This window comes from Dactylosporangium sp. NPDC051484 (assembly GCF_040689395.1).
In the GTDB taxonomy this organism is placed as follows: Bacteria; Actinomycetota; Actinomycetes; order Mycobacteriales; family Micromonosporaceae; genus Dactylosporangium.
Genome location: NZ_JBFAZX010000015.1, coordinates 34,019 through 58,281, shown reverse-complemented (window position 1 = coordinate 58,281; position 24,263 = coordinate 34,019). Strand labels below are relative to the sequence as shown.

The 24,263-nt window shown below is 74.9% G+C and carries 22 protein-coding genes; 15 read left to right on the top strand and 7 right to left on the bottom strand.

Annotated features, from left to right (window positions below):
- The first annotated feature begins 44 nt into the window (after positions 1-44).
- The 9 genes from AB0367_RS23690 to AB0367_RS23650 are packed head-to-tail and all read left to right on the top strand — an operon-like array spanning position 45 to position 8,382.
- A complete protein-coding gene (locus tag AB0367_RS23690; protein WP_366228573.1) occupies positions 45-1,724 on the top strand; it encodes a hydantoinase B/oxoprolinase family protein in 1,680 nt (559 codons plus the stop codon).
- A complete protein-coding gene (locus AB0367_RS23685) occupies positions 1,717-3,375 on the top strand; it encodes a hydantoinase B/oxoprolinase family protein (protein WP_366228572.1) in 1,659 nt (552 codons plus the stop codon). Before AB0367_RS23690 ends, AB0367_RS23685 begins: the two co-directional genes overlap by 8 nt.
- On the top strand, positions 3,372-4,589 hold the full coding sequence (locus AB0367_RS23680; protein ID WP_366228571.1) for an amidohydrolase family protein: 1,218 nt from the start codon (positions 3,372-3,374) through the stop codon (positions 4,587-4,589). Before AB0367_RS23685 ends, AB0367_RS23680 begins: the two co-directional genes overlap by 4 nt.
- Entirely contained in the window at positions 4,586-4,999 is a 414-nt protein-coding gene (locus tag AB0367_RS23675; protein ID WP_366228570.1) for a nuclear transport factor 2 family protein, read from the top strand. The genes AB0367_RS23680 and AB0367_RS23675 overlap by 4 nt, the downstream gene beginning before the upstream one ends.
- The gene (locus tag AB0367_RS23670; protein ID WP_366228569.1) at positions 4,996-5,970 is read left to right on the top strand and encodes an NADPH:quinone oxidoreductase family protein; all 975 of its coding nucleotides are present in this window, start codon (positions 4,996-4,998) and stop codon (positions 5,968-5,970) included. Before AB0367_RS23675 ends, AB0367_RS23670 begins: the two co-directional genes overlap by 4 nt.
- 3 nt (positions 5,971-5,973) lie before the next feature.
- Positions 5,974-6,297, top strand: a complete 324-nt coding sequence (locus tag AB0367_RS23665; RefSeq protein WP_366228568.1) for a TIGR04076 family protein — start codon at positions 5,974-5,976, stop codon at positions 6,295-6,297.
- Between the two features lie 8 nt (positions 6,298-6,305).
- On the top strand, positions 6,306-7,313 hold the full coding sequence (locus AB0367_RS23660; RefSeq protein WP_366228567.1) for an LLM class flavin-dependent oxidoreductase: 1,008 nt from the start codon (positions 6,306-6,308) through the stop codon (positions 7,311-7,313).
- Positions 7,310-7,507 (top strand): hypothetical protein, encoded by a 198-nt coding sequence (locus AB0367_RS23655; protein WP_366228566.1) that lies wholly within the window; start codon positions 7,310-7,312, stop codon positions 7,505-7,507. The genes AB0367_RS23660 and AB0367_RS23655 overlap by 4 nt, the downstream gene beginning before the upstream one ends.
- Complete coding sequence (locus tag AB0367_RS23650; RefSeq protein WP_366228565.1) at positions 7,507-8,382, top strand: alpha/beta hydrolase; 876 nt, start codon at positions 7,507-7,509, stop codon at positions 8,380-8,382. Before AB0367_RS23655 ends, AB0367_RS23650 begins: the two co-directional genes overlap by 1 nt.
- A 16-nt stretch (positions 8,383-8,398) precedes the next feature.
- Here the strand turns inward: AB0367_RS23650 and AB0367_RS23645 are convergent, their stop codons facing one another.
- Positions 8,399-9,019 (bottom strand): cupin domain-containing protein, encoded by a 621-nt coding sequence (locus tag AB0367_RS23645; RefSeq protein WP_366228564.1) that lies wholly within the window; start codon positions 9,017-9,019, stop codon positions 8,399-8,401.
- Between the two features lie 181 nt (positions 9,020-9,200).
- Between AB0367_RS23645 and AB0367_RS23640 the strand changes: the two genes are divergently transcribed.
- Positions 9,201-9,848 (top strand): hemerythrin domain-containing protein, encoded by a 648-nt coding sequence (locus AB0367_RS23640; protein ID WP_366228563.1) that lies wholly within the window; start codon positions 9,201-9,203, stop codon positions 9,846-9,848.
- A 27-nt stretch (positions 9,849-9,875) separates the two neighbouring features.
- Here the strand turns inward: AB0367_RS23640 and AB0367_RS23635 are convergent, their stop codons facing one another.
- The 3 genes from AB0367_RS23635 to AB0367_RS23625 form a co-directional block, all read right to left on the bottom strand.
- Positions 9,876-13,349: a BTAD domain-containing putative transcriptional regulator gene (locus AB0367_RS23635; protein ID WP_366228562.1), complete on the bottom strand. Its 3,474-nt coding sequence runs from the start codon at positions 13,347-13,349 to the stop codon at positions 9,876-9,878.
- 239 nt (positions 13,350-13,588) lie between these two features.
- Positions 13,589-14,920, bottom strand: a complete 1,332-nt coding sequence (locus tag AB0367_RS23630; protein ID WP_366228561.1) for a glutamate-cysteine ligase family protein — start codon at positions 14,918-14,920, stop codon at positions 13,589-13,591.
- Between the two features lie 573 nt (positions 14,921-15,493).
- Entirely contained in the window at positions 15,494-17,638 is a 2,145-nt protein-coding gene (locus tag AB0367_RS23625; RefSeq protein WP_366228560.1) for a hypothetical protein, read from the bottom strand.
- Between the two features lie 161 nt (positions 17,639-17,799).
- Between AB0367_RS23625 and AB0367_RS23620 the strand changes: the two genes are divergently transcribed.
- The 3 genes from AB0367_RS23620 to AB0367_RS23610 are packed head-to-tail and all read left to right on the top strand — an operon-like array spanning position 17,800 to position 19,290.
- Entirely contained in the window at positions 17,800-18,420 is a 621-nt protein-coding gene (locus AB0367_RS23620; RefSeq protein WP_366228559.1) for an NADPH-dependent F420 reductase, read from the top strand.
- Positions 18,421-18,428: 8 nt separating this feature from the next.
- A complete protein-coding gene (locus AB0367_RS23615; RefSeq protein ID WP_366228558.1) occupies positions 18,429-18,728 on the top strand; it encodes a hypothetical protein in 300 nt (99 codons plus the stop codon).
- A gap of 34 nt (positions 18,729-18,762) precedes the next feature.
- Positions 18,763-19,290 carry a GNAT family N-acetyltransferase gene (locus tag AB0367_RS23610; protein WP_366228557.1) on the top strand — a complete coding sequence of 176 codons (528 nt, stop codon included), beginning with the start codon at positions 18,763-18,765 and terminating at the stop codon, positions 19,288-19,290.
- A gap of 257 nt (positions 19,291-19,547) precedes the next feature.
- Here AB0367_RS23610 and AB0367_RS23605 read toward each other — a convergent pair whose 3' ends face one another.
- Positions 19,548-20,372: an SDR family oxidoreductase gene (locus AB0367_RS23605; protein WP_366228556.1), complete on the bottom strand. Its 825-nt coding sequence runs from the start codon at positions 20,370-20,372 to the stop codon at positions 19,548-19,550.
- Positions 20,373-20,465: 93 nt separating this feature from the next.
- Here AB0367_RS23605 and AB0367_RS23600 point away from each other — a divergent pair, with 93 nt between their 5' ends.
- A complete protein-coding gene (locus AB0367_RS23600) occupies positions 20,466-21,200 on the top strand; it encodes an EcsC family protein (protein ID WP_366228555.1) in 735 nt (244 codons plus the stop codon).
- 2 nt (positions 21,201-21,202) lie between these two features.
- Here AB0367_RS23600 and AB0367_RS23595 read toward each other — a convergent pair whose 3' ends face one another.
- Both AB0367_RS23595 and AB0367_RS23590 read right to left on the bottom strand, forming a co-directional pair.
- Positions 21,203-21,913 carry a VOC family protein gene (locus tag AB0367_RS23595; protein ID WP_366228554.1) on the bottom strand — a complete coding sequence of 237 codons (711 nt, stop codon included), beginning with the start codon at positions 21,911-21,913 and terminating at the stop codon, positions 21,203-21,205.
- A gap of 155 nt (positions 21,914-22,068) precedes the next feature.
- Complete coding sequence (locus AB0367_RS23590; RefSeq protein ID WP_366228552.1) at positions 22,069-22,794, bottom strand: hypothetical protein; 726 nt, start codon at positions 22,792-22,794, stop codon at positions 22,069-22,071.
- Between the two features lie 171 nt (positions 22,795-22,965).
- Between AB0367_RS23590 and AB0367_RS23585 the strand changes: the two genes are divergently transcribed.
- Complete coding sequence (locus AB0367_RS23585; protein WP_366228551.1) at positions 22,966-24,255, top strand: M20/M25/M40 family metallo-hydrolase; 1,290 nt, start codon at positions 22,966-22,968, stop codon at positions 24,253-24,255.
- The last annotated feature ends 8 nt before the right edge of the window (positions 24,256-24,263 follow it).

Sequence of the window (24,263 nt, the reverse complement as noted above, 5' to 3'; positions counted from 1 at the left end):
AGTTCCAAGTCATGCCGCAGCCGGAGCGAAGCGGAGGTGACGGCGTGACCGCTCTGGACGGCGCCACCGCCGAGGTTGTGCGCTCCTACCTGCTCGCCGCGGCCGAGGAGATGCGGGCGACGCTCATCCGCACCTCGTTCAACCCGGTCATCTACGAGGTCCACGACTTCGGGCTTTCCCTCTACGACGCCGACCTGCGCCTGGTGGCCGAGGCGACCGGGCTGACGTTCTTCCTCGGCGCCAACGACTTCTCGCTGCGCAAGGGCGTGGAGTACGTCGGCCGGGAGAACCTGCACCCCGGCGACGTCGTGCTGCTCAACTACCCGTACTGGAACGCCGCGCACGCCTACGACGCCACGCTCTTCGCGCCGGTGTTCGAGCCCGGCGGGCCGCTGCTGGGGTTCCTCTGCGTCCGCGCGCACTGGATGGACCTCGGCGCCAAGGACCCCGGCTACGTGCTCGACTCCACCGACGTACACCAGGAAGGCATCCTCTTCCCGGGCACCAAGGTGGTGTCGCGCGGCGAGCCGGTCCGCGAGATCCACGAGCTGATCCGGTTCAACTCGCGCATGCCCGACGAGGTCATGGGCGACCTGCACGCCCAGATCGCCGCGCTGCGCACCGGCGAGCGCCGGCTGCTGGAGATCGTCGAGAAGTTCGGCCGGCCGACCGTCGAGGCGGCGATCGAGCGGATGATCGCCGACGGCGCCGCGCGCACCGAGGCGGCCCTGGCCGCGCTGCCGCAGGGCTCCTGGACCGCGGAGGACCTGCTCGACGACGACGGGATCAGCGACGACCCGATCCGCATGAAGGTGACGGTCACGATCGCCGACGGCGCGTTCACGGTCGACTTCGCCGGCTCGTCGCCGGCGGTGGCCGGGCCGGTCAACATGCCCTACGGCGCGACCGAGGCGATCTGCAAGGTCATTCTCAAGTCGCTGACCTCGGCCGACCAGCCCTCCAACGCCGGCACCGTCGCGCCGCTCGTGGTGAAGGCGGAGCCGGGCACGCTGTTCCACGCCGTCTATCCGCAGCCGACGTTCACGCTCTGGACCGGCATCGTCGCGGTCGAGCTGATCCTCAAGGCGCTCGCGCAGGGCATGCCCGACCGGCTGCCGGCCTCGTCGGGCGGCGATGTGCCCGGGTTCATGATGGTCGGCATCCACCCGGACACCGGCGCGCTGTTCGCGGTCTCCAACAACGAGCCCGTCGGCTGGGGCGGCACGCCGCAGCACGACGGCATGAACGCCGCCACCCACGTCTCCGGCAGCACCGGGCGGATCACGCCGATCGAGGTGCTCGAGGCGCGGACCGGCATGTTCTTCGAGCGGATGGAGATCCGCACCGACTCCGGCGGGGCCGGCCGGTTCCGCGGCGGTGCCGGGCTGCGCCGCGACATCCGGTTCGTGACCCCGGGCGAGTTCCTGTCGGTCATCAAGAAGACCAAGTCCCGGCCGTGGGCACTGGACGGCGGGTCGTCCCCGGAGGCGAACCGGGTGATCATCTTCCCGGGTACCGACCGGGAGCAGGCGGTCAGCACGAAGCGCACCGCCGTCGCTGTGGGGGACCGGGTGACGCTGCTGACCGCCGGGGGCGGCGGCCACGGCGACCCGCGCGAGCGCGACCCGGACCTGGTGCGCGAGGACGTGGCCGAGGGGTACGTGTCGGCGCAGGCGGCCCGCGAGGTGTACGGGGTCGATGTCCGCGGGGACGATCATGCCTGAGGTCGACGGCGCGACCGCCGAGGTCGTGCGCAGCTACCTCGTGGCCGCGGCCGAGGAGATGCGCGCCACGCTCGTGCGCACCGCGTTCAACCCGGTCATCTACGAGGTGCACGACTTCGGCATCTCCATCTACGACGCGGACCTGCGCCTGGTCGCCGAGTCGACGGGCCTGTCGCGCTTCCTCGGCGCCAACGACTACTCGATCCGCAAGGGGGTCGAGTACGTCGGGCGTGACACCCTGCGGCCGGGCGACGTCGTGCTGCTCAACTACCCGTACTGGAACGCCGCGCACGCCTACGACGCGACGCTCTTCGCGCCCGTTTTCGTCGACGACGAACTCGTGGCGTTGCTGTGCGTCCGGGCCCACTGGATGGACCTCGGCGCCAAGGACCCCGGCTACGTGCTCGACTCCACCGACGTACACCAGGAAGGGCTGCTGTTCCCCGGCACCCGGGTATTCGCGGCCGGTGCACCGGTACCCGAGATCCACGAGCTGATCCGGTTCAACTCGCGCATGCCCGACGCGGTGCTCGGCGACCTGCACGCCCAGGTGGCGTGTCTGCGCACCGGCGAGCGGCGGGTCGCCGAGCTGTTCGGCACCTACGGGGGCGAAACGGTGACGGCGGTCGTGGAGGCCGTCATCACCGCCGCCGAGGCGTCGGCGCGGGAGGCCGTCGACGCCCTGCCACAGGGATCGTGGACTGCCGAGGACTGGCTCGACGACGACGGGATCACCGACGACCCGATCCTGATGCGGGTCACGGTGACGATCGCGGACGGCACGTTCACCGTCGACTTCGCCGGCTCGTCGCCGGCCGTGCCGGGCCCGGTCAACCTGCCGCTCGGCGCGACGATCGCGACCTGCCGGGTGGCGTTCAAGGCGATCACCACACCCACCGAGCAGACCAACGCCGGCCACTTCGCGCCGCTGGTCGTCCGCGCCGAGCCCGGCACGCTCTTCCACGCCGTCTACCCGGCCGCGACGTTCACCCAGTGGACCGGCACCGTCGCGCTGGAGCTGATCTACAAGGCGCTCGCGCAGGGCATGCCCGGTCGCTTGCCGGCGTCGTCGGGCGGCGATGTGCCCGGATTCATGATGGTCGGCGTCCACCCGGACACGGGCTCGCTGTTCGCGGTGTCGAACAACGAGCCGGTCGGCTGGGGCGCTGCGCCTGGCCACGACGGTATCGGACCGGCCAACCACCTGTGCCAGACCCAGGCCCGGATCACGCCGGTGGAGGTGCTCGAGGCGAAGACCGGCATGTTCTTCGAGCGCATGGAGATCCGCACCGACTCCGGCGGCGCCGGCCGCTTCCGGGGCGGGCCGGGGCTGCGCCGGGACATCCGGTTCGTGACCCCGGGCGAGTTCCTGTCGGTCATCAAGAAGACGAAGTCCCGGCCCTGGGCGATCGACGGCGGGACGGCCCCGCAGGCCAACCGCGTCGTGGTCTTCCCAGGCACGGCGCGGGAGCGCGCCGTGAGCACCAAGCGCACGACCGTCGCGGCCGGCGACCGGGTGACGATCCTGACCGCCGGCGGCGGGGGACACGGCGACCCCGCCCTGCGCCATCCGGACGCGGTCCGTGAGGACGTGGCCGACGGCTACGTCTCCGCCGACGCCGCCCGCACGATCTACGGAGTGGAACCATGAGCCTCCTGCTGGAGCACTGCACGGTCGTCGACGCGCGTACCCAGCCGATCGACGACGCCGCCGTCTGGGTGGTCGGCGAGCGGATCGCGGCCGTGGGCCCGCGCGAGCGGGTGCTGGCCGAGATCGACGGCGATGCGACCCGCGTCGACCTCGGCGGCGCCTGGCTCACACCGGGCCTGGTCAACATGCACACCCACCTGTCGCTCACCCTGCCGGGCACGACCGGCGACCGGCTCAAGCAGATGGGCCCGCACGAGCTCGCGCTCTACATGGCCGACGGTGCCCGGCGTACCCTCCACTGTGGAGTGACGACGGTGCGCTGCGTCGCGGAGAAGGACCACGCCGACTTCGCGCTGCGCCGCTCGATCGAGGCCGGCCGCACGCCCGGGCCGCGGATCTTCACCGCCGGCAGGGCCCTGGTCTGCACCGGCGGCCACGGCCACGAGGGCAGCGACACGCTCGAGTGCGATGGCGTCGACGGGTTCCGGCGCGGGGTGCGCCAGCAGGTCAGGGCCGGCGCCGACCTGATCAAGGTGATGATCTCCGGCGGCATCGCCGGCGAGCACGAGTCGATCGACACCCGCCAGCTGCACCCCGACGAGCTGGCCGCGGTGCTCAAGACCGCGCACGACTGGGGGCGGCGGGTCACCGCGCATGCCGGGCCGGCGCCGGTCATCGCCGAGGCCGTGGAGCTCGGCCTCGACTGCGTGGAGCACGGCTACCAGCTGACCGCGGAGCTGGCCGCGCGGATGGCCGAACGTGGCACCGCCCTGGTGCCGACCCTGCTCGTCACGAGATGCAAGGAGTTCTTCGACGAGCTCGGCGTGCCGGACTGGATGCAGCAGCGGTCGCTGGGTGCGGGGGAGCGGCACCTGGAGAGCTTCGCCCTCGCCGTGGCCGCCGGGGTGGAGGTGCTGCTGGGCAGCGACATGCCGCCGTTCTGGCCGTTCGAGGGTACCAACGCCACCGTCCGCGAGCTGGAGCACATGTCGGCCGTCATCGGGCCGCAGCGGGCGCTGTACGCCGCCACGCTCGGGCCGGTGCGCTGGTTGCGGGCCGAGCGGGACCTGGGCACGGTCGAACCGGGCAAGCTGGCCGACCTGATCGCGATGGACCACGACCCGCTCGCCGACACCTCGGCGTTGCGCGGTGTGCGGTGGGTGATGAAGGGGGGCGCCGTGGTGCGCGACGACCGGTCGGGGGTGCGGCCGTGACGGCGTGCCCCGAGACCATCGAGATCGCCGCCGCGATCGACGACATGTACGACGCGTTCCTGGCCGGCGACCGGGGCCGCTTCGACGCCCACCTCGACCCCGACGTCACCACCTGGGAGTCCCACCTGCCAGGGCCGCTGCGCACCCGGGCCGAGCTGGACGAGTACCGCGAACGGCGCGACGCCGCCGGCCGGCGGCCGCTGCTGGCCGAGCTGGTCGCCCGCGCCAAGCGGATCGACGTGTGGGGCGACGTCGGCGTGGCCCGCTACGAGCTGCACGCCCGCACCGCGGGCCAGATGCCGAGCGAGGCGCCGGACCAGGTGTCGGTCACCCGCGTCACCGACGTGCTGCGCCGCACCGGCGACGGCTGGCTGATCGTCCACCACCACGCCGAGCTGGTGCGAGCGTGAAGCGCCTCGTCGCCCACCGCGACGGCGAGCCGCTCGACGTGCTCGCCGTCGCCGACGTGCCGGACGACCCGGAGCCCGGACCCGGCCAGGTGTCCGTCGCGGTCGAGGCGGTCGGCCTCAACTTCCTCGACGTGATGTTGTGCCGGGGGACGTACCCGGTGCGGCCGGCACCGCCGGTCACGCCCGGGGTCGAGTTCAGCGGGCGGGTGCTGAGCGGCCCGGACGCGGGCGCCGCGGTGATCGGGTGCCCGGCGCTGCCGCACGGCGCCCTCGGCGAGACCGTCACCATCGACGCCGGCCTGCTCGTGTCACGGCCCGCCGCGCTCGACCCGGTGACCGGCGCTGGGATCCCGGTGACGTACCAGACCGCGTGGTTCAGCCTGGAGCGCGCCGGAGTGTCCGCGGGGGACACCGTGCTGGTGCACGCCGGGGCCGGCGGGGTCGGCGTCGCGGCCACCCAGCTCGCGCTCGCCCGCGGCGCCCGGGTGATCTGCACCGCGGGCGGCCCGGCGAAGACCGAGGTGTGTCGCGCGAACGGCGCCGACGTCGCGATCGACTATCACGCCGAGGACTTCCGCCGGGCCGTCGACGCCGCCACCGGCGGCGCGGGCGTCGACGTCGTGATAGACCCGGTCGGCGGCGACGTGTTCGCGCGCTCGCTGGACTGCCTGGCCTTCGAGGGGCGCATCGTCGCCGTCGGCGCCGCGGCGGGCCCGCCGCCGGCCGTCGACCCGATGAGCCTGGTCGCACGCAACGCCACCCTCGTCGGCCTGTCGTGGGGCTCGGCGTACCCGTGGCGGCGCCCGGACGAGGTCGCCGCCGCCTACGAGGCGCTGTTCGCGCTCTATGCCACCGGTGCCGTCCGGCCGCCGGTCAACCGGGTCGAGCCGCTCGAAGGGGCGCCCGCCGCCCTGCAGGACCTGGCCGCGGGGCGTACCACCGGCAAGATCGTCGTCCGGATCGGAGGGTGAGGAATGTCCGAAGACCATGACATGGAGCTCTACGACCTGAGGGTCACCGTCGAGCAGATCGAGGGCCGCTCGGTCTGCGGGATGGCGGTCGGTGACTACTTCGAACTGGAGCGCAGCGCGCACCTGCGGCTGCCGGACGGCAAGCACTTCTGCGTGTACGCCTTGGCCGCCGTCCTGCCATTCCTGGCCGCCAAGCAGCGCACGCTCCCGGCCGGCGACTGGCTGGAGCGCGACACCCTGTTCTGCTGCCCCGATCCGGAGGAGCGCCTGGTGATGCGGGTCGAGCGCACCCGGCGGCGCGCCATGAACTCGGCAGACCTCACGTGAGTGCCCGCATGGGGGTGCAGTTCGGACTCGGCATCCAGAGCGACAAGCGGCCCGGCGACTACGCCCGCCTCGCCCGGGCGGCCGAGGCGCACGGGTTCGACGTGCTGACCGTCTTCGGCGACCTCATGTTCCAGCCGCCGATCTTCCCGCTGCTGGAGATGGCCGGCGCCACCACGCGGGTGCGGCTCGGCGCGGCCTGCCTCAACCCGTACTCGATGGCGCCCTACGAGATCGCCGGCCAGGTCGCGGCACTCGACCTCGCCTCCGCCGGCCGCGCCTACCTCGGGCTGGCCCGGGGCACCTGGCTCGGCGCGGTCGGGATCGACCAGCCCCGGCCGATCTCCGCGCTCGGTGAGGCCGCCGAAGTCGTGTACCGCCTGCTCGGTGGCCGGACCGACGGCTTCGACGGCCGGGTGTTCCGGCTCGCGCCGGGCGTCGCCCTGCGCTATCCGGTCCAGCGCCCCGACCCGCCGCTGCTGATCGGCGCCTGGGGCCCGCAGGGCGCGGCGCTCGCCGGCCGGGTCGCGGCCGAGATCAAGGTGGGCGGCAGCGCCAACCCGGCGATGGCCGGCGTCGTGCGCGAGCGGCTGCGGGCGGGCGCCGAACCGGCCGGCCGGTCGGTCGACGACGTGCGGATCGTGCTCGGCGCGGTGACCGTGGTCGACCGCGACGGTGCCGCCGCCCGGGCCAAGGCACGCACCGAGGTCGCGATGTACCTCGCGGTCGTCGCCGAGCTCGACCCGACCGCGGCGGTACCGGCGGATCTCGTCCGTCGCGTCGCCGAGCTGGTCGAGCGCGGCGAGCACGAGGCGGCCGGGCGGCTCGTGCCCGACGACGTGCTCGACCTCTTCGCGTTCTCCGGCACGCCGGAGCAGGTCGCCGCGCAGGCGCAGGCGCTGATCGACGCCGGTGTCGGGCGGGTGGAGTTCGGCACGCCGCACGGGCTGACCGACGAGGGCGGCGTGGACCTGCTGGGCGGCGCGGTGCTGCCCCTGCTGCGCCGGGACGCGGCATGAACGTCGACGTGATCGTGGGCCCGGGCCTGGTCGCCGACCTCGACCTGGTGCGCGAGCTGGCGGAGGCCGAGTTCGCCGGGCTCGGGGTGGACGGCGCCGTCCGCGAGGTGGGGGATCTCGCGGCGGCGTTGGGGGGGGGACGACCGGCGCCGTCGTCGTGCTGCCCGGGCCAACGGCACCGGCCCGGCAGCTGATGACGGCGCCGGGCGCCCACACCGCGCGGACCGTGTGGCTCGACCTGACCGCGACCGGGCCCCAGCCCGTCGCGCCCGGGTCGGAGCATCACCAGGGCCGTGAGATCTGGGGTATCACCTGGGCCGTCCGGCGGGCGGTGCACCGGCTGCGGCGCCCGGCGCGGCGGATCGCCTACGGGCCCGGCGCGCAGCAGTGGGGTGAGCTGCGGCTGCCGGCCGGCACCGGCCCGGCGCCCGTCGCGGTGCTGCTGCACGGCGGCTTCTGGCGCTCGGTCTGGGGTGCCGACCTCATGGACGCGATGGCGATCGACCTGGCCGACCGCGGATTCGCCGCGTGGAACCTCGAGTACCGCAGCCCGGACCGCCACGGCTGGGCGGCCACGACGGCGGACGTCGCCGCGGGCCTCGCGGCGGGCCCCGCCTTCGCGGGCGCTGCGGACCCCAGGGTCGACCCGTCGCGGCTGGTGCTGTTCGGTCACTCGGCCGGCGGGCAGCTCGCGGTGCGGGCGGCGGCCGACGCGCCCGGCGCGGTGTCGGTGGTGGTGTCCCAGGCGGGCGTGCTCGACCTGACCGAGGGCCGGCGACGCGGGATCGGCACCGGCGCGGTCGCCGCGGCGCTGCGCGGCGACGAGGCCGCGCTGGCGGCGTCGGACCCGCTGCTACGCCTGCCGCTGGGCGTGCCGGTGATCGTGGTCCAGGGCCGGGCCGACGGCCTGGACCTCGTCGACATGTCCCGCCGCTACGCCAGGGCGGCGCTGGCGGCCGGCGACCGGGTGGTCCGGCTGGAGCCGGCCGCCGACCATTTCGACGTGATCGACCCGCGCACGCCGGCCTGGGCGGCGACGATGAACGCGGTCACCAAAATTTTGACGTGAGAGTGAACAACGATCTTCAGAACAGCCGCGGGGTCACCACCGAGACCACGGTGGTGACCCCGTCGGTGTCGTTGTAGAGCCGGTGCGGGGTGCTCGAGCGCAGGTGTAGGCTGTCGCCGGGGAAGAGCCGGTGCTCGATGCCGTTGACCTCGTAGAGCAGCTCTCCCGACACCACGTAGGCGAACTCCTCACCGGCGTGGCCGTAGGCCTCCTCGCGGCGCCCGCCGGGCGCGATGTGCACGAGCATCGGCTCGAGCACCAGGTGCGGGCCGCGGTCGGAGAGCATGCGGTAGGTGGTCTGGCCGGACACGTACTCGGTCGCGCCGTTCTGGGCGCGGGTCAACGTGAAGTGTTCCGGCAGGTCGTCGGTCGGCGCGGGCCGCGCCGCCGCCTGGTCCTGCTCGTGGAAGAACTCCGACACCGGGCGGTCCAGCGCCGCGGCCACGCCGTTGAGAGCGGTCAGGCCGATCGCCGAGATGCCCCGCTCGACCTGGGAGAGGAACCCGATGGACAGGCCGGACTGGGTGGCCAGACCCCGCAGCGTCAGCCCGCGCTCCTTGCGGAACTGGCGCATCCGGGCCCCGACGAGTGCTTGCCCGTTGTCCTCGACGCGGTCCTGCCTTGCCGTCGTGCGCACCTTCGAACCTCCTGCCGAAACTTGTTCGATGCTATCGAACCCAGTCCGCCGGTGAGGACCCCCGAACGTCGGTTCCGGCACCGATTTCCGCGAGCCGCCGCGCCTGGCCGGGGCGACGCATCCGCGGGGCGCCAAGCGGGCATTAAGTGGCCGCCAACCGTCCGGGCTTTCGCTGTACCGCATGACGAACACCGAACCCAACCTGATCGGCATCACGATCAACCACCGCTCGATGCGTGGCGACGCGCGCCGGTTCGCCGACGTGACGCTGGCGATGGCGCAGGGCCGCACGCCTGGTACGCCGGGTCGCGTGCAAGCGATCCGGCGGTACCTCACCGACCTGTGCGACGGCATCCACCACCATCACCAGGCGGAGGACGACGTGCTGTGGCCGGTGCTGCGCGAGACCGCCGGCGCCGAGGTCGACCTGGCCGAGCTCACCGACGACCACAGGCAGCTCGACCCGCTGCTGGACCGCGTGCGCGCCGAGGCCGCCGCGCTGGCCGCCACGCCGGGCGACCGGGAGGCGGCCGGGCGGCTGTCGGACAGCCTGGCCATGCTGCGTGACCTCCTCGACGAGCACATCGACGACGAGGAGCGCACGCTGTTTCCGGTGATCCGCCGGTACGTCACGCACGAGCAGTGGCAGCGCGTGGAGAACGCGGTCCGCAAGGGCTCGAAGGCCGGCTTCGAGCTGCCGCGCATCGAGCGGTACGCGACCGCCGACGAGCTCGTCGAGCTGTACCGCATGGCCGGCCCCGCGTTGCGGCTCATGCTCGCCGTCATGCGCCCCGGCTTCCTGCGCCGCGAGCGGCTGATCTTCGGCTGAGCCGTGTCCGGTGCGCGCCCGGGCGCGCTACGTCCAGGGCGTCGCGCCGGTCCGCGCGGCCAGGTCCCGGGCGGCCGCGAAGTGCGCGTCCGCCGGGCGAGCGAGCAGCGCGGCCAGGCGGCCCAGCAGCAGGTCGACCGGCGGGCCGGTGACCGACCCGCTCGCCAGGCCGGCGAACTGGCCGGCCCACGGCAGCAACGCCGCGTAGCAGTCGGCCGCCACGGCGGCGTCGCCGAGCGCGACGGCATTCTCGGCGCGCACGCCCATCCAGCCCAGCCAGTAGTAGTCCTCGCGGATCGGGTACTGCGGCGTCCAGCGGGCCCGGGCCTCGTCCAGCCGGCCGCCGTCGACGAGGGCGCGCACGATCAGCTCGTCGGCATCGCCCGGGGCGAACTGGCGCACCGACTCGAGCACCGGCAGCAAGGTGTGGCCGAGGCCCTGCGTGAGCCGGACGAAGAACACGCCGCAGATGCCGACCATCGAACCGTTCGGCTGGCCGGCGGCCTCGATGCGCTCGCCCAGTTCCGTGTAGAGCCGCTCGGCCGCGGCGTGGTCGCCGGCGAACAGGGCGCGGATCGCGCCGAGCATCGCCATCACCGACAGGATCACACCGAGCTGGCCGGCGGTGGAGCGCTCCAGGGCGCGGTCCAGGTGCTCCTGTGCCAGCCGCAGGTCGCTGCGCTCCAGCGCCACCTGGTACAGCACGTGGTACGCCTGCGCCTGGAAGGCCAGCGACCCGGCCCGCTCGGCGGCGTCCAGCAGCTGCTCGCCCACCCAGGGCAGCTCGTGGCGCCGCCGCGGGTTGAGCACCGCGAAGTATCGGGCGTTCAGCGCCTGGCACAACAGCAGCGGGTCGCCGACCGCTCGAGCGATGCGCAGGGCCTCGGCGCTGGCGTCGGCGCACCGGGCGAGGTCCTCGCCCTCCAGCTCGTACACGAGCGTGACCAGCATCCGGCAGCGCAGCCCCGCCGGCACGCCGGGCCGGGCCAGGGTCTGCTCCAGCAGCGAGACCAGCCGCGCGTCGGCGGTCCGGGCGACGCGGATGGTCCACGCGACCGGCGCGTCGAACGCGGCCAGGGCTCGCGCGAGCGGCTCGGCGTCGCTGCCCGCACCCACGTCGGGGACGGCGTCGCCCGGGGCCGCACCGGCGCCGAGCAGCGTCAGGGCCGTGTCGACCGCGTCGGCGCGGGCCGTGCGGGCGCCGATCGCGTCGCCCGAGTTGGCCCGGGCCGAGACCAGGCCGCACAGCAGGTCGAGGCGCCATGCGGGGTCGGCCGGGCGCCGCAGGGCGAGGGCGTCGAGCGCCCCGGTGTACAGCTGGGCGGCCTCGCGGTGGGCGAAGAGCGCGGTCGCCTGCCGGGCGGCGGCGGCCGCGTGCCCCGCGGCGCGCGCGGCGGTCGCCGGGGTCGCCGCGGCGAGGGCGTGGTGGCCGAGGGCGGCGACGTCGCCGGGGCTGTTCCGCTCGAGTACGGCCAGCACGCGCTCGTGCAGCCGGCGGCGGCGAAGCTGGGGCATGTCGTCGTACAGCACGTCGCGCAGCAGGGCGTGCGCGAACCGTACCCGGCCCGGCGCGGGCTCCTCGAGCAGCCCGGCGAGGACGCCCGCCTCCAGCCCGTCGAGCACGGCGTCCTCGTCCTCGGCGAAGGCCTCGCTCAGCACGTCGATGTCGACGTCGCGGCCGAGGATCGACGCGTGCCGCAGTACCGTCTGCGCGGGCGCCGGCAGCCGGGCCAGCCGGCGCCGCAGGACGTGCCCGATGCCCGACGGGATCGCTCCCACGGCGCTGCCGGCGCCCTCCGCGGAGATCAACCGTGCCGTCTCGGCCAGGAACAGCGGGTTGCCGCCGGTGCGCTCGTGCACAACCGCGGCCGTCTCCTCGTCCAGCGGTGCGCCCAGGTGCCCGGCGAGCACCCGCGCTGCTGCCTGCCGCCCGAGCCCGCCGACGACGAGCTCGGCCGAGCGCGGGCCGGCGAGCGCGGCGCGGGCCGAGCCCAGCTGCGGCGGGGCCTCGCCGCTACGGAACGTGGCAACGATGAGCACGCAGCGCTCGGCCAGCGCGACGGCGACGTGCCGCAGCACCTGCAGGGTCTCGCCGTCGGCGCGGTGGACGTCGTCGAGCACGACGAGCAGCGGCCCGCCCGACCCGAGCCGCTCGCCGACCGCCTGCGCGAGCTGGAACTGGTCGCCAGCCGGGCCGTGGCCGCCCCCGTCGAGCAGGGGCCGGAGCCGGTCGTCGACGCCGCCGCCGACGGAGCCGATGGACAGGTCGCGCAGCACCTCGGCCCAGGCCCACGCCGGCGGCGCGCCGTCGACCTCGGGGCATCGTCCCCACGCGACCCGCCAGCCACGCTCGGTGATCGTCGCACCGAACGCCCGCAGCAGCGTCGTCTTGCCCGCCCCGGCCTCCCCGCCGACCCAGACGATGCGCAGCCCGTCGCGTCCGGCGGAGGCGGCGATCGAGGCGAGCGCGTCCAGCTCTGCCTCGCGCCCGACGGCCTCGGCGGACCGCGTGGCGGCCACCGGGCCGGCGGGGACACGTGACGTGCCGGTCGCGCCGGGCGACGGGGCGGGAGGGTCGATCGTCGCCACGGAAGCCCCGGCGACACCCGCGGCGCCGTCGAACCCGCGCGGCGTGGCCGGGGCCGGGGCGGCGTCCGCCGACAGGTGCGGGGCCTGGGTGAGCACGTCGCTCTCCAGAGCGCGCAGCGCCGGCCCCGGGTCGACGCCGAGCTCGTCGCTGAGGCGCCGGCGGGCCTGGCGCAGCGCGGCCAGGGCGTCGGCCTGGCGCCCGGCCCGGTACAGCGCGGTCGCGAGCAGGTGCACGGCCTCCTCGCGCAGCGGATGCTCCTGCACGTGGCGGTCCAGCTCCGCCACGACCAGCGCGGCGCGGCCGAGCCGCAGCGCCACCCGGCCGGCCGTCTCGAGACAGACCAGGCGCAGCTCCTCCAGGCGGGCGGACTCCGGGCCGGCCCACGGCTCGTCGGCGAACTCGGCGTAGGCGGGGCCGGCCCAGGCGTCCAGCGCCGCGCGCAGCAGCGGGTCGGCGGCGCGCGGGTCGCGTTCGGCGAGTTCGCTGCCGCGGCGCAGCAGGGCCTCGAAGCGCCACGCGTCCACCCGGTCGTCGGGCAGGCGCAGCGCGTAGCCGGGTGCGGCCGAGACCACCACCGTCGCCGGGGTGCGGGGTGCCCGGCCCGGCTCGAGGGCCCGGCGCAGATTGGAGACGTAGACCTGCAGCGCGGCGAGCGCCTTCGGGGGCGGCTCACCCTGCCAGAGGTCGTCGATGAAGCGGTCGGTCGGCACGACGTGCCCGCCGGCGGCGACCAGGCGCGCCAGGACCGCGCGCTGCCGCGGCCCGCCCGCGTCCACGAGCGCGCCGCCGACCTCGGTGCGCAGGGGCCCGAGCACGGCGATCCGGACGGCCGGCGCGTGCGAACCCACGGCCGGTCCGTGCCGATCCGGCTCGGCGTCAAGCAGCTCGGCGCTCGGCACCGGCTCAGTCACGGCGGGTCACGATCACGGGTTCACTCACGTCAGGTCGGGCGGCGGCGTGCGTCGCGAGGGCCGGGGAGCAGGGCACGACCATCGGACCACGAACGACGAGCCGCGAACAACGGGACCGCAGAGATCGGACACCCGCGGACTCCGGCGCCGCCGACGGCCCGCCGCCGCGCGTCAGTGCGACAGCGAGCTGACCGGCTCACCGTTGTGGATGCGGCGCATCGCCTCCGTGATCGGCCTGGTCATCCCGTGGATACCACACCCACCCGCCGATCCCGCTGCTGCCGCGCGTCGTCGGCGGGACAACGCCCCCGCAGGACGTACTGGTCGAGGAACCGCGCCACGGCGTCACGCACCGGCAGCGGCGCGCCACGGCGTGCGAGGACCGACTGCGCCGCGGTGAAACAGGTCAGCGCCGCCGTGGCGAGCGCCGGGTCGGCGAGGCCGTCGCGGGCGGCGCCGAGCCAGTCGCGGTGCCGGCGCAGCGGCGAGCGCAGGTGCTCGGTGGCGTCGGCGGCGACCTGTGCGCCCTCCGGGTCGTCGAGCAGCGCGGTGACGACCGCGACCGGGACGATCCAGTCGTCGCCGGCCTGCTGGTCGATCATCCGCAACTCCAGGTAGCCGCGCGGTCGCACCGGCGGCACGAGCGTGCCGAGGTGGCGTTCGAGGTCGGTGAGGGTCACGGGTCGCGGGCCGTGCCCCCGCAGCCAGTCGCGCATGGTCAGCCCGCTCGGCACCAGCCAGCGGCCGCCGGCGTCGGTCTCGCCGGCCGCGTCCGCCGGGTCCTCCGGGTTCTCCGGGTTCTCAAAGGCCGGCGCCACCATCGCGACCTTCGCGGCGAGCGCGTAGCGCGCCCACGCGGTGCGCGGGTCGGCGCTGCGCCGCGGTGCGCGGGTGCGGCTGGCGTCGGTGCCGAAGCGCAGCGCCTGGCGGTAGGAGGCCCAGCGCCGGCCCGTCCTGGTGACGTGCGGGGAGTTGGCGAAGGCGGCCATCATCACCGGGCCGATGGCGTCCGCGAGCCACCAGCGCCGCGCGAAGTGCGACCAGTCGTCGGTCTCGGAGCCGTTCTCGTCGGTACCCGAGTCAAGACACACCTGGATCGAGGCGGAATTGGTCATCACGGTGCGCCCGCGCGTGCCCGCCCGGTCGTGGTATTCGGCCAGGGCCACGTACCGCGGGTGATCCGTCACCAGCCGCGGCCGGCGCACGGTGTCCAGGCCGGTGCCGTCCAGGTGCAGGCCGTGGTCGGCCAGTGTGGCGCGCACCAGCGCCAGGTCGCCCGCGACGGCGCTCGTGCACTCGGTCAGCGAGGCGCCGACGGAGCTGGACAGCTCCAGCTGCCCGCCGGGCTCGATGGTGACCGCGCTGCCGCCCGGCAGCGGGTTGCCCAGGTGGGCCAGGAGGCCGAGCAGCCGCGCCGGCGACGGGCGGTGCAGGGGCCGGCGGGGATCGCGCACGCAGTACTCCAGTTCCACCCCGACGCGTCCGACCGGCCCGACCCGGAACCCGGCGGCGGCGACATACGCGGCGGCGGTGGCCTCGGTGAGGAGGATGGCGGGTGTCGTGTCGTTCACGGCGGCCTCCCGGACGAAGGGTGCGTGCTACCCAGGCTGGTGTTGTGGTGGTGGTGAAAAGCGAACGTGCAGGTGCATGGTGAAGCGGCGGGCCCGACCGGCGGCGGGGTGCCGGGCGAGGTGCATTCAATTAGGAGGTCATCCGGGCGTTCTGTCCAGTGTCAGAGGACAACGCGCGATGAACACTCGATGGGAAGCCGCTGGATGCCAGCAGCTGCGCGGGTCCGCGCCGCCCGGGCGCCGGATCCCGCCGCCGGCGCGGAATCGACCGCTCTTGCCGTACAAGATCGGCGTTTGTCGGTTTTTGATTGGTATTCTTTCCCGCTTCGAGAACGCGTTTCGGACCGTTGCGCCGCTGCTGTGCCCGGCCGGCGGCCGGCGCGGGAATGGCGGCCGGCGATGTGTCGCGGCCCGTGCGCGGGGCCGCCGTGATCAACTCGATGTTCGGGTGAGCGACCCGTAGGACGCCGGGCGGTGGCCGCTACGAGGGGCCGGCGCGGTCCTGGGCCCAGCAGGGCGGGGCACTTCACCCGTGAGAGTGACGTCGCGTGCCCCGGCGTGATCGGGGCCGATTCAGCAAGCCCGGCGGGCCGGGGCCAGGTCGAGGAGGTCGTCGACGGGGGTGCGGGTGCCGAAGCGGTACGCCCGCTCGAACCCGGCCGCGGGTAGGGCCGCGCGCACGGCCGCGACCGTGGCGTCGCGCGCCGGTCGCTCGCAGGCGGGCGCCGGGGCGGCGATCTCGCGGCGCAGCACGTCGGCGGCGGCGAGCAGGGCCGCCGCGTGCGCCACCTCGCCCGCGCGGCGGCGGCACTCGGCCAGGGCCTCCAGCACGCTCGCGGTGCGCCAGCGGTCGCCGACGCGGCGGTGGATCGTGAGGCTGGCGCGAAGGCGCTCGTCGGCGGACGGGAGGCGGCCGTCGGCGAGGTCGACGCGGCCCAGGAGGTCATGCGCCCAGGCCACGCCCTCCGGGAAGGCGAGCTCGGTGAAGCGGTCGAGGGCGTCGACCAGGCAGCGGCGGGCGGTGCGCTGGTCACCGCGGTAGTGCGCGATCGCGCCGAGGTGGGTCAGCGACGACGCCGCGGACTCGGCGTCGGCCCGGTCACGAAACGCGGTCAGGGCGGCGGCCAGCAGGTCCGCGGCGGCGTCGAGGTCGCCGGACAGCCAGGCGGTCGCGCCGGCCAGCTGCGTGGCCCGGCCCTCGCCCCAGGCGTCGCCGGACCCGCGGTACAGCCGCCGGGCCTCCTCGAGGTGGGACCGTGACTGCGGGTAGCGCGCCCGTTCGCGCTCCACGCTGCCCATCAGGGTGAGCAGCCGGCCGCGGGCGGCGGGGTCGTCGCCGGTGAGCGGGAGCGCCTGGCCGGCCAGGGCGGCGGCGGTGGGATAGTCGCAGGCGAGCATCGCCAGCGTCGCCGCGGCCGTGGACGCGGCCACGCGGGCGGAGGCGGGCGCGCCGGGCCGGCGCTCGAGGGCCTCGGCCAGCCACTGGCGGCCCTGGGAGTAGCCGCCGATGAAATGCTGGAAGGGCGCCATCGCCGCGGCCATGCGCAGGTCGGCGTCGGCGGCGCGGCCGGGGCGGGTGGCCAGCCTCGCCAGGGCGGCGCGCAGGTTGTCCTGCTCCAGGGTGAGTGTGCGCAGCCACTCGCGCTGCTCGGGGCCGCGGATGCCGGCGGCGGCCCGCTCGGCGAGCTCGAGATGGAACGCGGCGTGCGCGTCGAGCGCGGCGCCGGCCTCGGCGGGGTGCTCGGCGAGGCGTGCCGCGGCGTAGGCTGCGACGGTCTGCAGCATCCGGCCGCGGCCACCCTCCGGCAGGCCCACCAGCGAGCACTCGGCGAGCGCGGCCATGAGCCCCGGCCGGAACGCGGGCAGGATCGCCGGCGCCGACTCGCCCCACCCTCCCTGGAACACCGAAAGCTGGCGCAGCAGGGCCCGCTCGGGCGGGGAGAGCAGCTGGTAGCTCCAGTCGAGCGCGGCGCGCAGGGTGCGGTGGTGCTCGGGGCCGCCCGCCTTCGCGTCGGCGAGGACCCGGAAGCGGTCGGCGAGCAGGCGGCGCACCTCCGGCACCGACAGCAGCGCGGCGCGCGCCGCGGCCAGCTCCACCGCGAGCGGCAGCCCGTCCAGCGCCGCGCAGATCGCCGCCGCGGCGGGCCGGTGCGCGACCGGCAGCGGGCGTCCGGTGCGCTCGAACATGCGGGTCTCGAACAGCCGCAGCGCCGTGCCGGCGTCAAGCGGCTCGACGGCGAGGACCGTCTCGGCGCTCAGCCCGAGCGGCCGCCGGCTGGTCACGAGCAGGCGCAGGTCCGGGTGCAGCGCGAGCAGCCGCTGCGCCAGAGCGGCCACCGCGGCGGCGACGTGCTCGCAGTTGTCGAGCACGAGCAGCGCCGGACAGCCGCCGGGGGAGGCCGCGGGAAGGGCGTCGAGCAGCGTGCCGAGCTCGCCCAGGTCGGGGCGGCGGGCGACGCCGAAGGCGTCGAGCACGAAGGCGGCGGGCTCCTGGTCGTCCATCGTGGACAGATCGACGAACCGCACCGGCCCGGCCGCGGCGGCCCCGACCGCGATCGCCACCCGGGTCTTGCCGCTGCCGGCCGGGCCGACCAGCGACACCAGCCGGCGTCCGCCACCGCCCAGCAGGCGGGTGGCCGCGCTCACCTCGGCGTCGCGGCCGACCAGCGAGGTGAGCGGGGCCGGCAGCGCCGCCGTCGCGCTCGCCGCGGGTTCCATCCGGCGACTGTACGTCAACCTGGACCTCCGCCACCTGGCGCACGGTCCGGGCCGGTGCGGCGGCGGCCTCGGCGGGTCGCGGCGCGCCGCGCGGCAATCGCCGGGGCGCGCGGTGGCGGCGCGGGTAGCGTGGGAATCGCACGGCTCGTTGGGGGAGACGCATGAAGATCGGCATCATCGGGTCCGGGCACGTCGGCGGCACGCTCACCCGCCGCTGGCGCGAGCTCGGGCACGACGTCACCGTCGCCAACTCGCGCGGGCCCGGCTCGCTCGCGGGCCTGGCCGCCGAGACCGGCGCGAATGCCGGCACCGTCGCCGAGGCCGCCCGCGCGGAGCTGGTCGTCCTGGCCGTACCGCTGCGGGTCGTCCCCGGCCTGCCCGCCGCCGACCTGGCCGACCGCGTCGTCATCGACGCCGGCAACTACTACCCGGACCGCGACGGCCGCATCGCCGAGATCGAGGCCGGGACCACGTCCAGCCGCTGGACGGCCGAGCACCTGCCCGGCGCCCAGCTGGTGAAGGTCTTCAACACCATCCAGGCGGAGCACCTGCGAAGCGGGGGCCGCCCGCCCGGCGGCCGGGGCCGCGTCGCGCTGCCCGTGGCCGCCGACGACGCCACCGCCAAGCGGCTCGTCATGGGGCTGGTCGACGAACTGGGCTTCGACCCGGTCGACGCGGGCGGGCTCGACGACAGCTGGCGGCAGGAGCCGGGCACGGCCGTGTACGGCACCGACCGCGACGCCGCCGGGGTCCTCGCCGGCCTCGCCGCCGCCAGCCGCTGAGGGCCGCCGTGGCGTTCCTGGTGGAGATGCCGGACGGGGGCTACCTCGAGGTCGAGGAGCGCGACGACGTGGCCCCCGGCGACGAGCGCGTCATCGGCGTGCTCGCCGCCTCGCCGCTGGAGGGCACCAGCCTGATCACGTTCGGCGCCGCGGTGCGCACCGGCCTCGCCGAGCGGGAGCAGGACGACTTCGCCGACTGGGTGTACGACCGGGTGATGATGTTCGCCGACGTCGGCGGGGCGATCGACGGCTGGCTGAGCCGCGACGACGGGACGTGGGAGATTCACGCCTACCGCGACACGGCGTGACTCGTCACCGCGGCGCCCGGGGCATGATGGGCGGATGCAACCGATCACCTTCCGCCGGGCCGCCGCCGGCGACGTGCCCGCCCTGGTCGGCCTGGTCCATTCCGCGTACCGCGGGGACTCCAGCCGCGCCGGCTGGACCACCGAGGCGGACCTGCTCGACGGTCAGCGCACCGACCCGGAGATGGTCGCCGGGGCGATCGCCGATCCGGCCGTCCTGGTGCTGCTGGCCGAGGCCGGCGGCGCGCCCGTCGCCTGCTGCCAGCTGGAGCGGCGTGACGGCTACGCGTACTTCGGCATGTTCGCCGTCGACCCGCTGCGCCAGGGCGGCGGCCTCGGCGCGTCGGTGCTGTCCGAGGCCGAGCGTCACGCCCGCGACGCGTGGGGATCCGCCGAGCTGCGGATGACGGTCATCGTGCAGCGCGAGGATCTCATCGCGTGGTACGTGCGCCGCGGCTACGCCCGCACCGGCGAGATCAGCCCGTTCCCGTACGGCGACGAGCGCTTCGGCCGCCCCCGCCGCACGGACCTGGCGTTCGAGACGCTCACCAAGCGGCTCGCGTGAGCAAGCGAACAGATGTGCTAGGTTCGTGCGGCCCGGACAGCGGTAACCAAGCTGGCCGGGCCTACCGCCGGGCTGGCGGGAAGTGACGTCTGTGGAGACGATGTAAGACCGATGGGCGTACACCGTCCCTCGCCGGTAGTCCGGGTCGGCTGTTGCCGGTGAAGCAGAAAGCTCAACCCGCGAGGGTTGAATCCCCCTGCTTCAGCTGGGGGAGATGTCAACTGGCGCCCCTGACCGGCCGCGCCGGCTGAAGGGCCTCAGCCGGCCAGGGCGGCCTCGACCGCATCGCGCAGCCTCGTCGCGGGCCGGCCGAGCAGCCGCGCCAGGTCGTGCGTCTGCCGCTGCAGCACCCCGGCGCGGGCCAGGCCGTGCAGGAAGCCCATCGGTCCGGCCGGGGGCTCCTCACGGTGCGCGACGGGGCGCCCGGAGACCTCGGACAGCACCGCGGCGAGCTCCGGGAACGTCCACAGTGGACCGGTGAGGTCATACCCTCGGCCGTCGTGCCCGTCGCCGGTCAACACCGCCGCGGCGGCCTCGGCCAGGTCGAGGCGCGTGGCGGTGTTGAGGCCGCGGCCGCCGGTGCCGCTGGTCAGCTCGCCGGCCGCAACCGCCGTGCGCAGCCCCGGATGCACGAACGCGTCGGTGTAGAACGGGTTGCGCAGCATCGTGTAGGGCAGACCGAGCTCGCGGATCGCGAGCTCGGTCGCGTGGTGCGCCTCGGTGAGCCCGCCCGCCTCGGCGTCCGCGCCGAGAAAGCTGGTATAGGCGACCGCGCCGACGCCGGCCTTCGAGGCCGCCTCGATCGCCCCGCGGTGCTGGGCGGTGCGCCGCCCGGCGTCCAGCTCGGGTGAGGAGATCAGCAGGAGCCGGTCGACGCCGGCGAGCGCCTCGGCCAGGCCGGCGGGCTCGTCGTAGTCGCCCCGCCGCACGGTGACGCCACGCTCGGCGAGGTCCGCGACGCGGGCCGGGTCACGCACGACGGCGACGATCCGCCCGGCCGGCACCAGGTCGAGCAGGCGCCGCACGACGAGCCGGCCGAGGGCGCCCGAGGCGCCGGTGACCGCGATGGAGTCTGCTGGCACGCGCCAAGACTTGCCGCGTCCGGTCCACCCGTCAAATCGTTTTCACGGGCGCCTGCCTGCGGGTGGTGGCGCGGTTCTCGTATCTTCGACGGCGTGACCGAGCCGGTGGACAGTGAGTTCGAAGTTCGCGAGGACGGCCCTCCCGCCGGGCTGTGGGCGAAGATGAAGGCCGACCCCGAATACGCGCCGGAGCACCTTGCCCTGGAGGCGGTCACGCGGCTGGGCCCGAGGATGGCCGCCGAACTGGAGAAGCTCAAGGGCCAGAACCCCGGCGCCCCGCCAGACGCGCTCGCCGACATGATCGTTTATCGGTACGTCAACCAGTCCCGCCTGTCCGGCGCGGTCTCCGGCGCCGTCCCGCTCGCCGGCGCCGTCCTCGACGTCGGCGTCCTCGCCTGGACCCAGGCGCGAATGGTCCTCATGCTCGCCGCGAACTACGGTGCCCACCCCGCCCATCCCGATCGGGCCGTGGACCTGCTCGTGCTGCAGGGCATCCACAAGTACACCCAGACCGCCCGCACGGCCCTCGCGGTGGCCCGGGGCCGGGAGCGCATCGAGGCGCTGCTGCCGGCCCAGCGGCCCGAGACGCGCAACGTGCTCGTGCGGCTGGCGCTGAAGCTCGCCCAGATGGCGGGCGTGCGCGCGGTGAAGAAGATGGCCGCCAAGCTCATCCCCGGCGCCGCGATCGTCCTCGGCGGCGTCGCCAACGGCAAGGCGACCCGCGCCCTGGGCGGCCGCGCGATCGGCCTCTATCGCCGCCCGCCGATGCCGCCGCATCCGCCGCTACCGCACGCTCACGTGCCCCGGCAGCTGCCGCCGGGCGCCTGAAGTCAGTCCCAGCAGAGGCAGAACGGCTTGCCGGCCGGGTCGGCGTAGACCCGCCAGTTCACCCCGCCGCAGGACAGCGAGGTGGCGCCGAGCCGCAGCACCGCCGCCTCGGCCGCGTCGACGTCCTCGACCGTGACGTCGAGATGGACCTGCTGCGGATACGCGGGGTCGGGCCACCGCGGCGCGTGGTAGTCGGTGACCTGCTGGAACATCACCGGCTGCGTCCCGTCCGCACCGATCATCGCCACGCCCTCGCCCTCGTACGTGACGGGCTTGCCGAGCAGTTTCGCGTAGAACCTGCTCAGCTCCCCGGCGTCCGGGCAGTCCAGCGTCACGCCGATGAGCGTGGTCCGCGGCGTCGCCGGGAACAGGCACAGGTCGAACGGGTGCCCGGCCGGGTCGGCCAGCGTGTGCCAGTTCTCGTTCTCGCGCAGCGGCTCGGCGCCCAGCTCCACCGCCTTCGCCGAGGCGGCGCCGAGGTCCGGCACGCGCAGGTCGAGGTGCGCCTGCTGCGGGTACGCCGGATCGGGCCACCGCGGCGCGACGTGCTCGGGGCTGCTCTGGGCGGCGATGCGCCACCCGTCCCCGGTCTCCACCGTGATCCAGTCGTGCTCGGCGTGCCGCACGGTCCACCCGCCGAGGGCGGCGTAGAACGCGGCGAGCCGCCGGGCGTCGGGTGCGTCGAGCGCCACCGCGCGCAACGTGCCGATCATCGTCGCCTCCCTCCTGCCTCACCGCCCATCATGCCCGGCACGGCTCGCCCGCACCCCTGAGGGCGGCGGCGGCCGAGGCCGGCACCGGACGAAGCAGCGCGGCTGGACCGTGCCGTGCGCGGCCCTGAGCTGGTGCGGCGTCAGCTGGTGCGGCGTCAGGCGGTGCGGGACGGGCGCGGTGACCCACCCGGGCGCTTGTCACTGCCGCCGTCGCCCCGGTCAGGCTGGCGCAGCGCGAGGTCGGTGATCCTGGTCGCGGTCGCCGTGTCGCCGGAGACCACGCCGACGATCGTGACGGTGTCCCCGGTCTTCACGTCCGATATCGTCGCCGACCCGTTGCCGACCCGCGTGCTCTCGCCGACGACGAACGTGGTGGCGTGCCCGTCCTCGCTCTTCGCGGTGATCGAGGTGGCGCTCACCGCCGTGACGGTGCCCGTCTGGAGGCGCTGCGTGACGTACTGCCCGTTGCTCTTCTTGATCACGAAGTCCCCGTGCAGCATGCCGCCGAGCGCACCCTTGCCGCCACGGCCGAATCCGCCGTTGCCCTGGAAGCCGTGGCCGCCGGGCCCGCCCTGGCCGTTGCCGCTCGGCCCGCCTCCGGGAGCCCCGTACCCCCCGCCGTGCCCGCCCGGACCCCGGCCGTCCTGGACGGGGTTGGCACCGCTCGCGGCCTGCGCGACGGCCACGCCCCCGCCGATCACGATGACCGCGGAGACGGCGGCGACGATGCCGAGCTTGAGCCGCGACGAGCGCAGCACCGGCCCGCGCGGGCCGCCGGCCGGTGGAGCCGGCGTCGGCTCGGCCGTGTTCGGTTCCGCCGCTGCGGGCGCCGCGGGGTGCGCCGGTCCGGCGTTCGGTGCGTCCTCATGAGCAGAGCTCATCGCGCGTACTCCTCCATGTTCGGGTCCATTGCCCTCGACCGTGCACGTCGCAGCTGTGGCCGCGATCCCGTGGACCTGCCAAGTGGCTGTGAATCAGGGACAGGTAAGCGCCCGGCCCGGGCGTCTCCGTGCGGACGTGGAACCGTAACGAACCACGGCTACGGTACTGCGATGAGCGAGGTCGTCTCCCTGGCACGCGAGCTGATCCGGTTCGACACCACCAACACCGACGATCCGTCCACCGGCGCCGGGGAGCGCGCCGCGGCCGAGTTCGTGGCCGAGCGGCTGTCGGAGGCCGGGTTCGAGCCCGTGTATCTCGAGCCGGCGCCCGGGCGGGGCAACGTCGTCGTGCGGCTGCCCGGTGCCGATCCCTCGCGGGGCGCCCTGCTCGTGCACGGGCATCTCGACGTCGTGCCCGCGGACGCGTCCGAGTGGTCGGTGCCGCCCTTCGAGGGGGAGATCCGCGACGGGTACCTCTGGGGTCGCGGCGCCATCGACATGAAGCACATGGTGGCCATGAGCCTCGCCGTCGCCCGGCGGTTCAAGCGTGACGGGATCGTTCCGCCGCGTGACATCGTGTTCGCGTTCCTCGCCGACGAGGAGGCCGGGGGCGGCCAGGGCGCGGGGTGGCTGGTCGATCACCGTCCGGAGCTGTTCGACGGCGTCACCGAGGCGGTCAGCGAGGTCGGTGGATTCTCCTACACCGTGCGTGACGGCGTGCGCGCGTACCTCGTGGAGACCGCCGAGAAGGGCGTCATGTGGCTGCGGCTCAAGGTCCGCGGTACCGCCGGCCACGGCTCGATGGTGCACACCGACAACGCCGTGGCGAAGCTCGCCGCCGCGTTGACCCGGCTGGAGCAGCACCGGTTCCCGCTCGTGCTCACCGAACCCGTTCGTGACTTCCTCGCCGGCGTGGCCGAGTTGACCGGGGTGGAGTTCGACCCCGACGATCCCGAGACCGCGGTCGCCCGGCTCGGATCGCTCGCGCGCATGATCGGCGCGACACTGCGGGACACCGCGAACACGACGATGCTCTCGGCCGGGTACAAGTCGAACGTCGTGCCCTCCGTCGCCGAGGCGACCGTCGACGGCCGGATGCTGCCCGGCCGCGAGGCGGCGTTCGAGCGCGAGCTCGCCGAGGTGCTCGGGCCCGAGGTCGAAATGGACTGGGACTCGCTGCCGCCGGTGCGGACGAGCTTCGACGGCCGGCTGGTCGACGCGATGGCGGCCGCGATCGAGGCGGAGGACCCGGGCGCGCGGGTGCTGCCGTACATGCTCTCGGCCGGCACCGACGCGAAGTCGTTCCAGCGCCTGGGCATCCGGCACTTCGGGTTCGCCCCGCTGCGCCTCCCGCCGGGCCTGGACTTCACGGCCCTGTTCCACGGGGTCGACGAGCGCGTGCCGATCGACGGCCTCGAGTTCGGCGAGCGTGTCCTGGCCCGCCTGCTGCGATCCTGCTGACCGCGACG

What these genes read in the sequence shown, in the direction of transcription:
- AB0367_RS23620 (WP_366228559.1), top strand. Translation starts at nt 17,800, where the DNA reads ATGAAGATCGGCATCATCGGGTCCGGGCACGTCGGCGGCACGCTCACC.
- AB0367_RS23590 (WP_366228552.1), bottom strand. Translation starts at nt 22,794, where the DNA reads ATGAGCTCTGCTCATGAGGACGCACCGAACGCCGGACCGGCGCACCCC.
- AB0367_RS23685 (WP_366228572.1), top strand. Translation starts at nt 1,717, where the DNA reads ATGCCTGAGGTCGACGGCGCGACCGCCGAGGTCGTGCGCAGCTACCTC.
- AB0367_RS23640 (WP_366228563.1), top strand. Translation starts at nt 9,201, where the DNA reads ATGACGAACACCGAACCCAACCTGATCGGCATCACGATCAACCACCGC.
- AB0367_RS23655 (WP_366228566.1), top strand. Translation starts at nt 7,310, where the DNA reads ATGAACGTCGACGTGATCGTGGGCCCGGGCCTGGTCGCCGACCTCGAC.
- AB0367_RS23625 (WP_366228560.1), bottom strand. Translation starts at nt 17,638, where the DNA reads ATGGAACCCGCGGCGAGCGCGACGGCGGCGCTGCCGGCCCCGCTCACC.
- AB0367_RS23585 (WP_366228551.1), top strand. Translation starts at nt 22,966, where the DNA reads ATGAGCGAGGTCGTCTCCCTGGCACGCGAGCTGATCCGGTTCGACACC.
- AB0367_RS23650 (WP_366228565.1), top strand. Translation starts at nt 7,507, where the DNA reads ATGACGGCGCCGGGCGCCCACACCGCGCGGACCGTGTGGCTCGACCTG.
- AB0367_RS23610 (WP_366228557.1), top strand. Translation starts at nt 18,763, where the DNA reads ATGCAACCGATCACCTTCCGCCGGGCCGCCGCCGGCGACGTGCCCGCC.
- AB0367_RS23660 (WP_366228567.1), top strand. Translation starts at nt 6,306, where the DNA reads ATGGGGGTGCAGTTCGGACTCGGCATCCAGAGCGACAAGCGGCCCGGC.
- AB0367_RS23680 (WP_366228571.1), top strand. Translation starts at nt 3,372, where the DNA reads ATGAGCCTCCTGCTGGAGCACTGCACGGTCGTCGACGCGCGTACCCAG.
- AB0367_RS23595 (WP_366228554.1), bottom strand. Translation starts at nt 21,913, where the DNA reads ATGATCGGCACGTTGCGCGCGGTGGCGCTCGACGCACCCGACGCCCGG.
- AB0367_RS23665 (WP_366228568.1), top strand. Translation starts at nt 5,974, where the DNA reads ATGTCCGAAGACCATGACATGGAGCTCTACGACCTGAGGGTCACCGTC.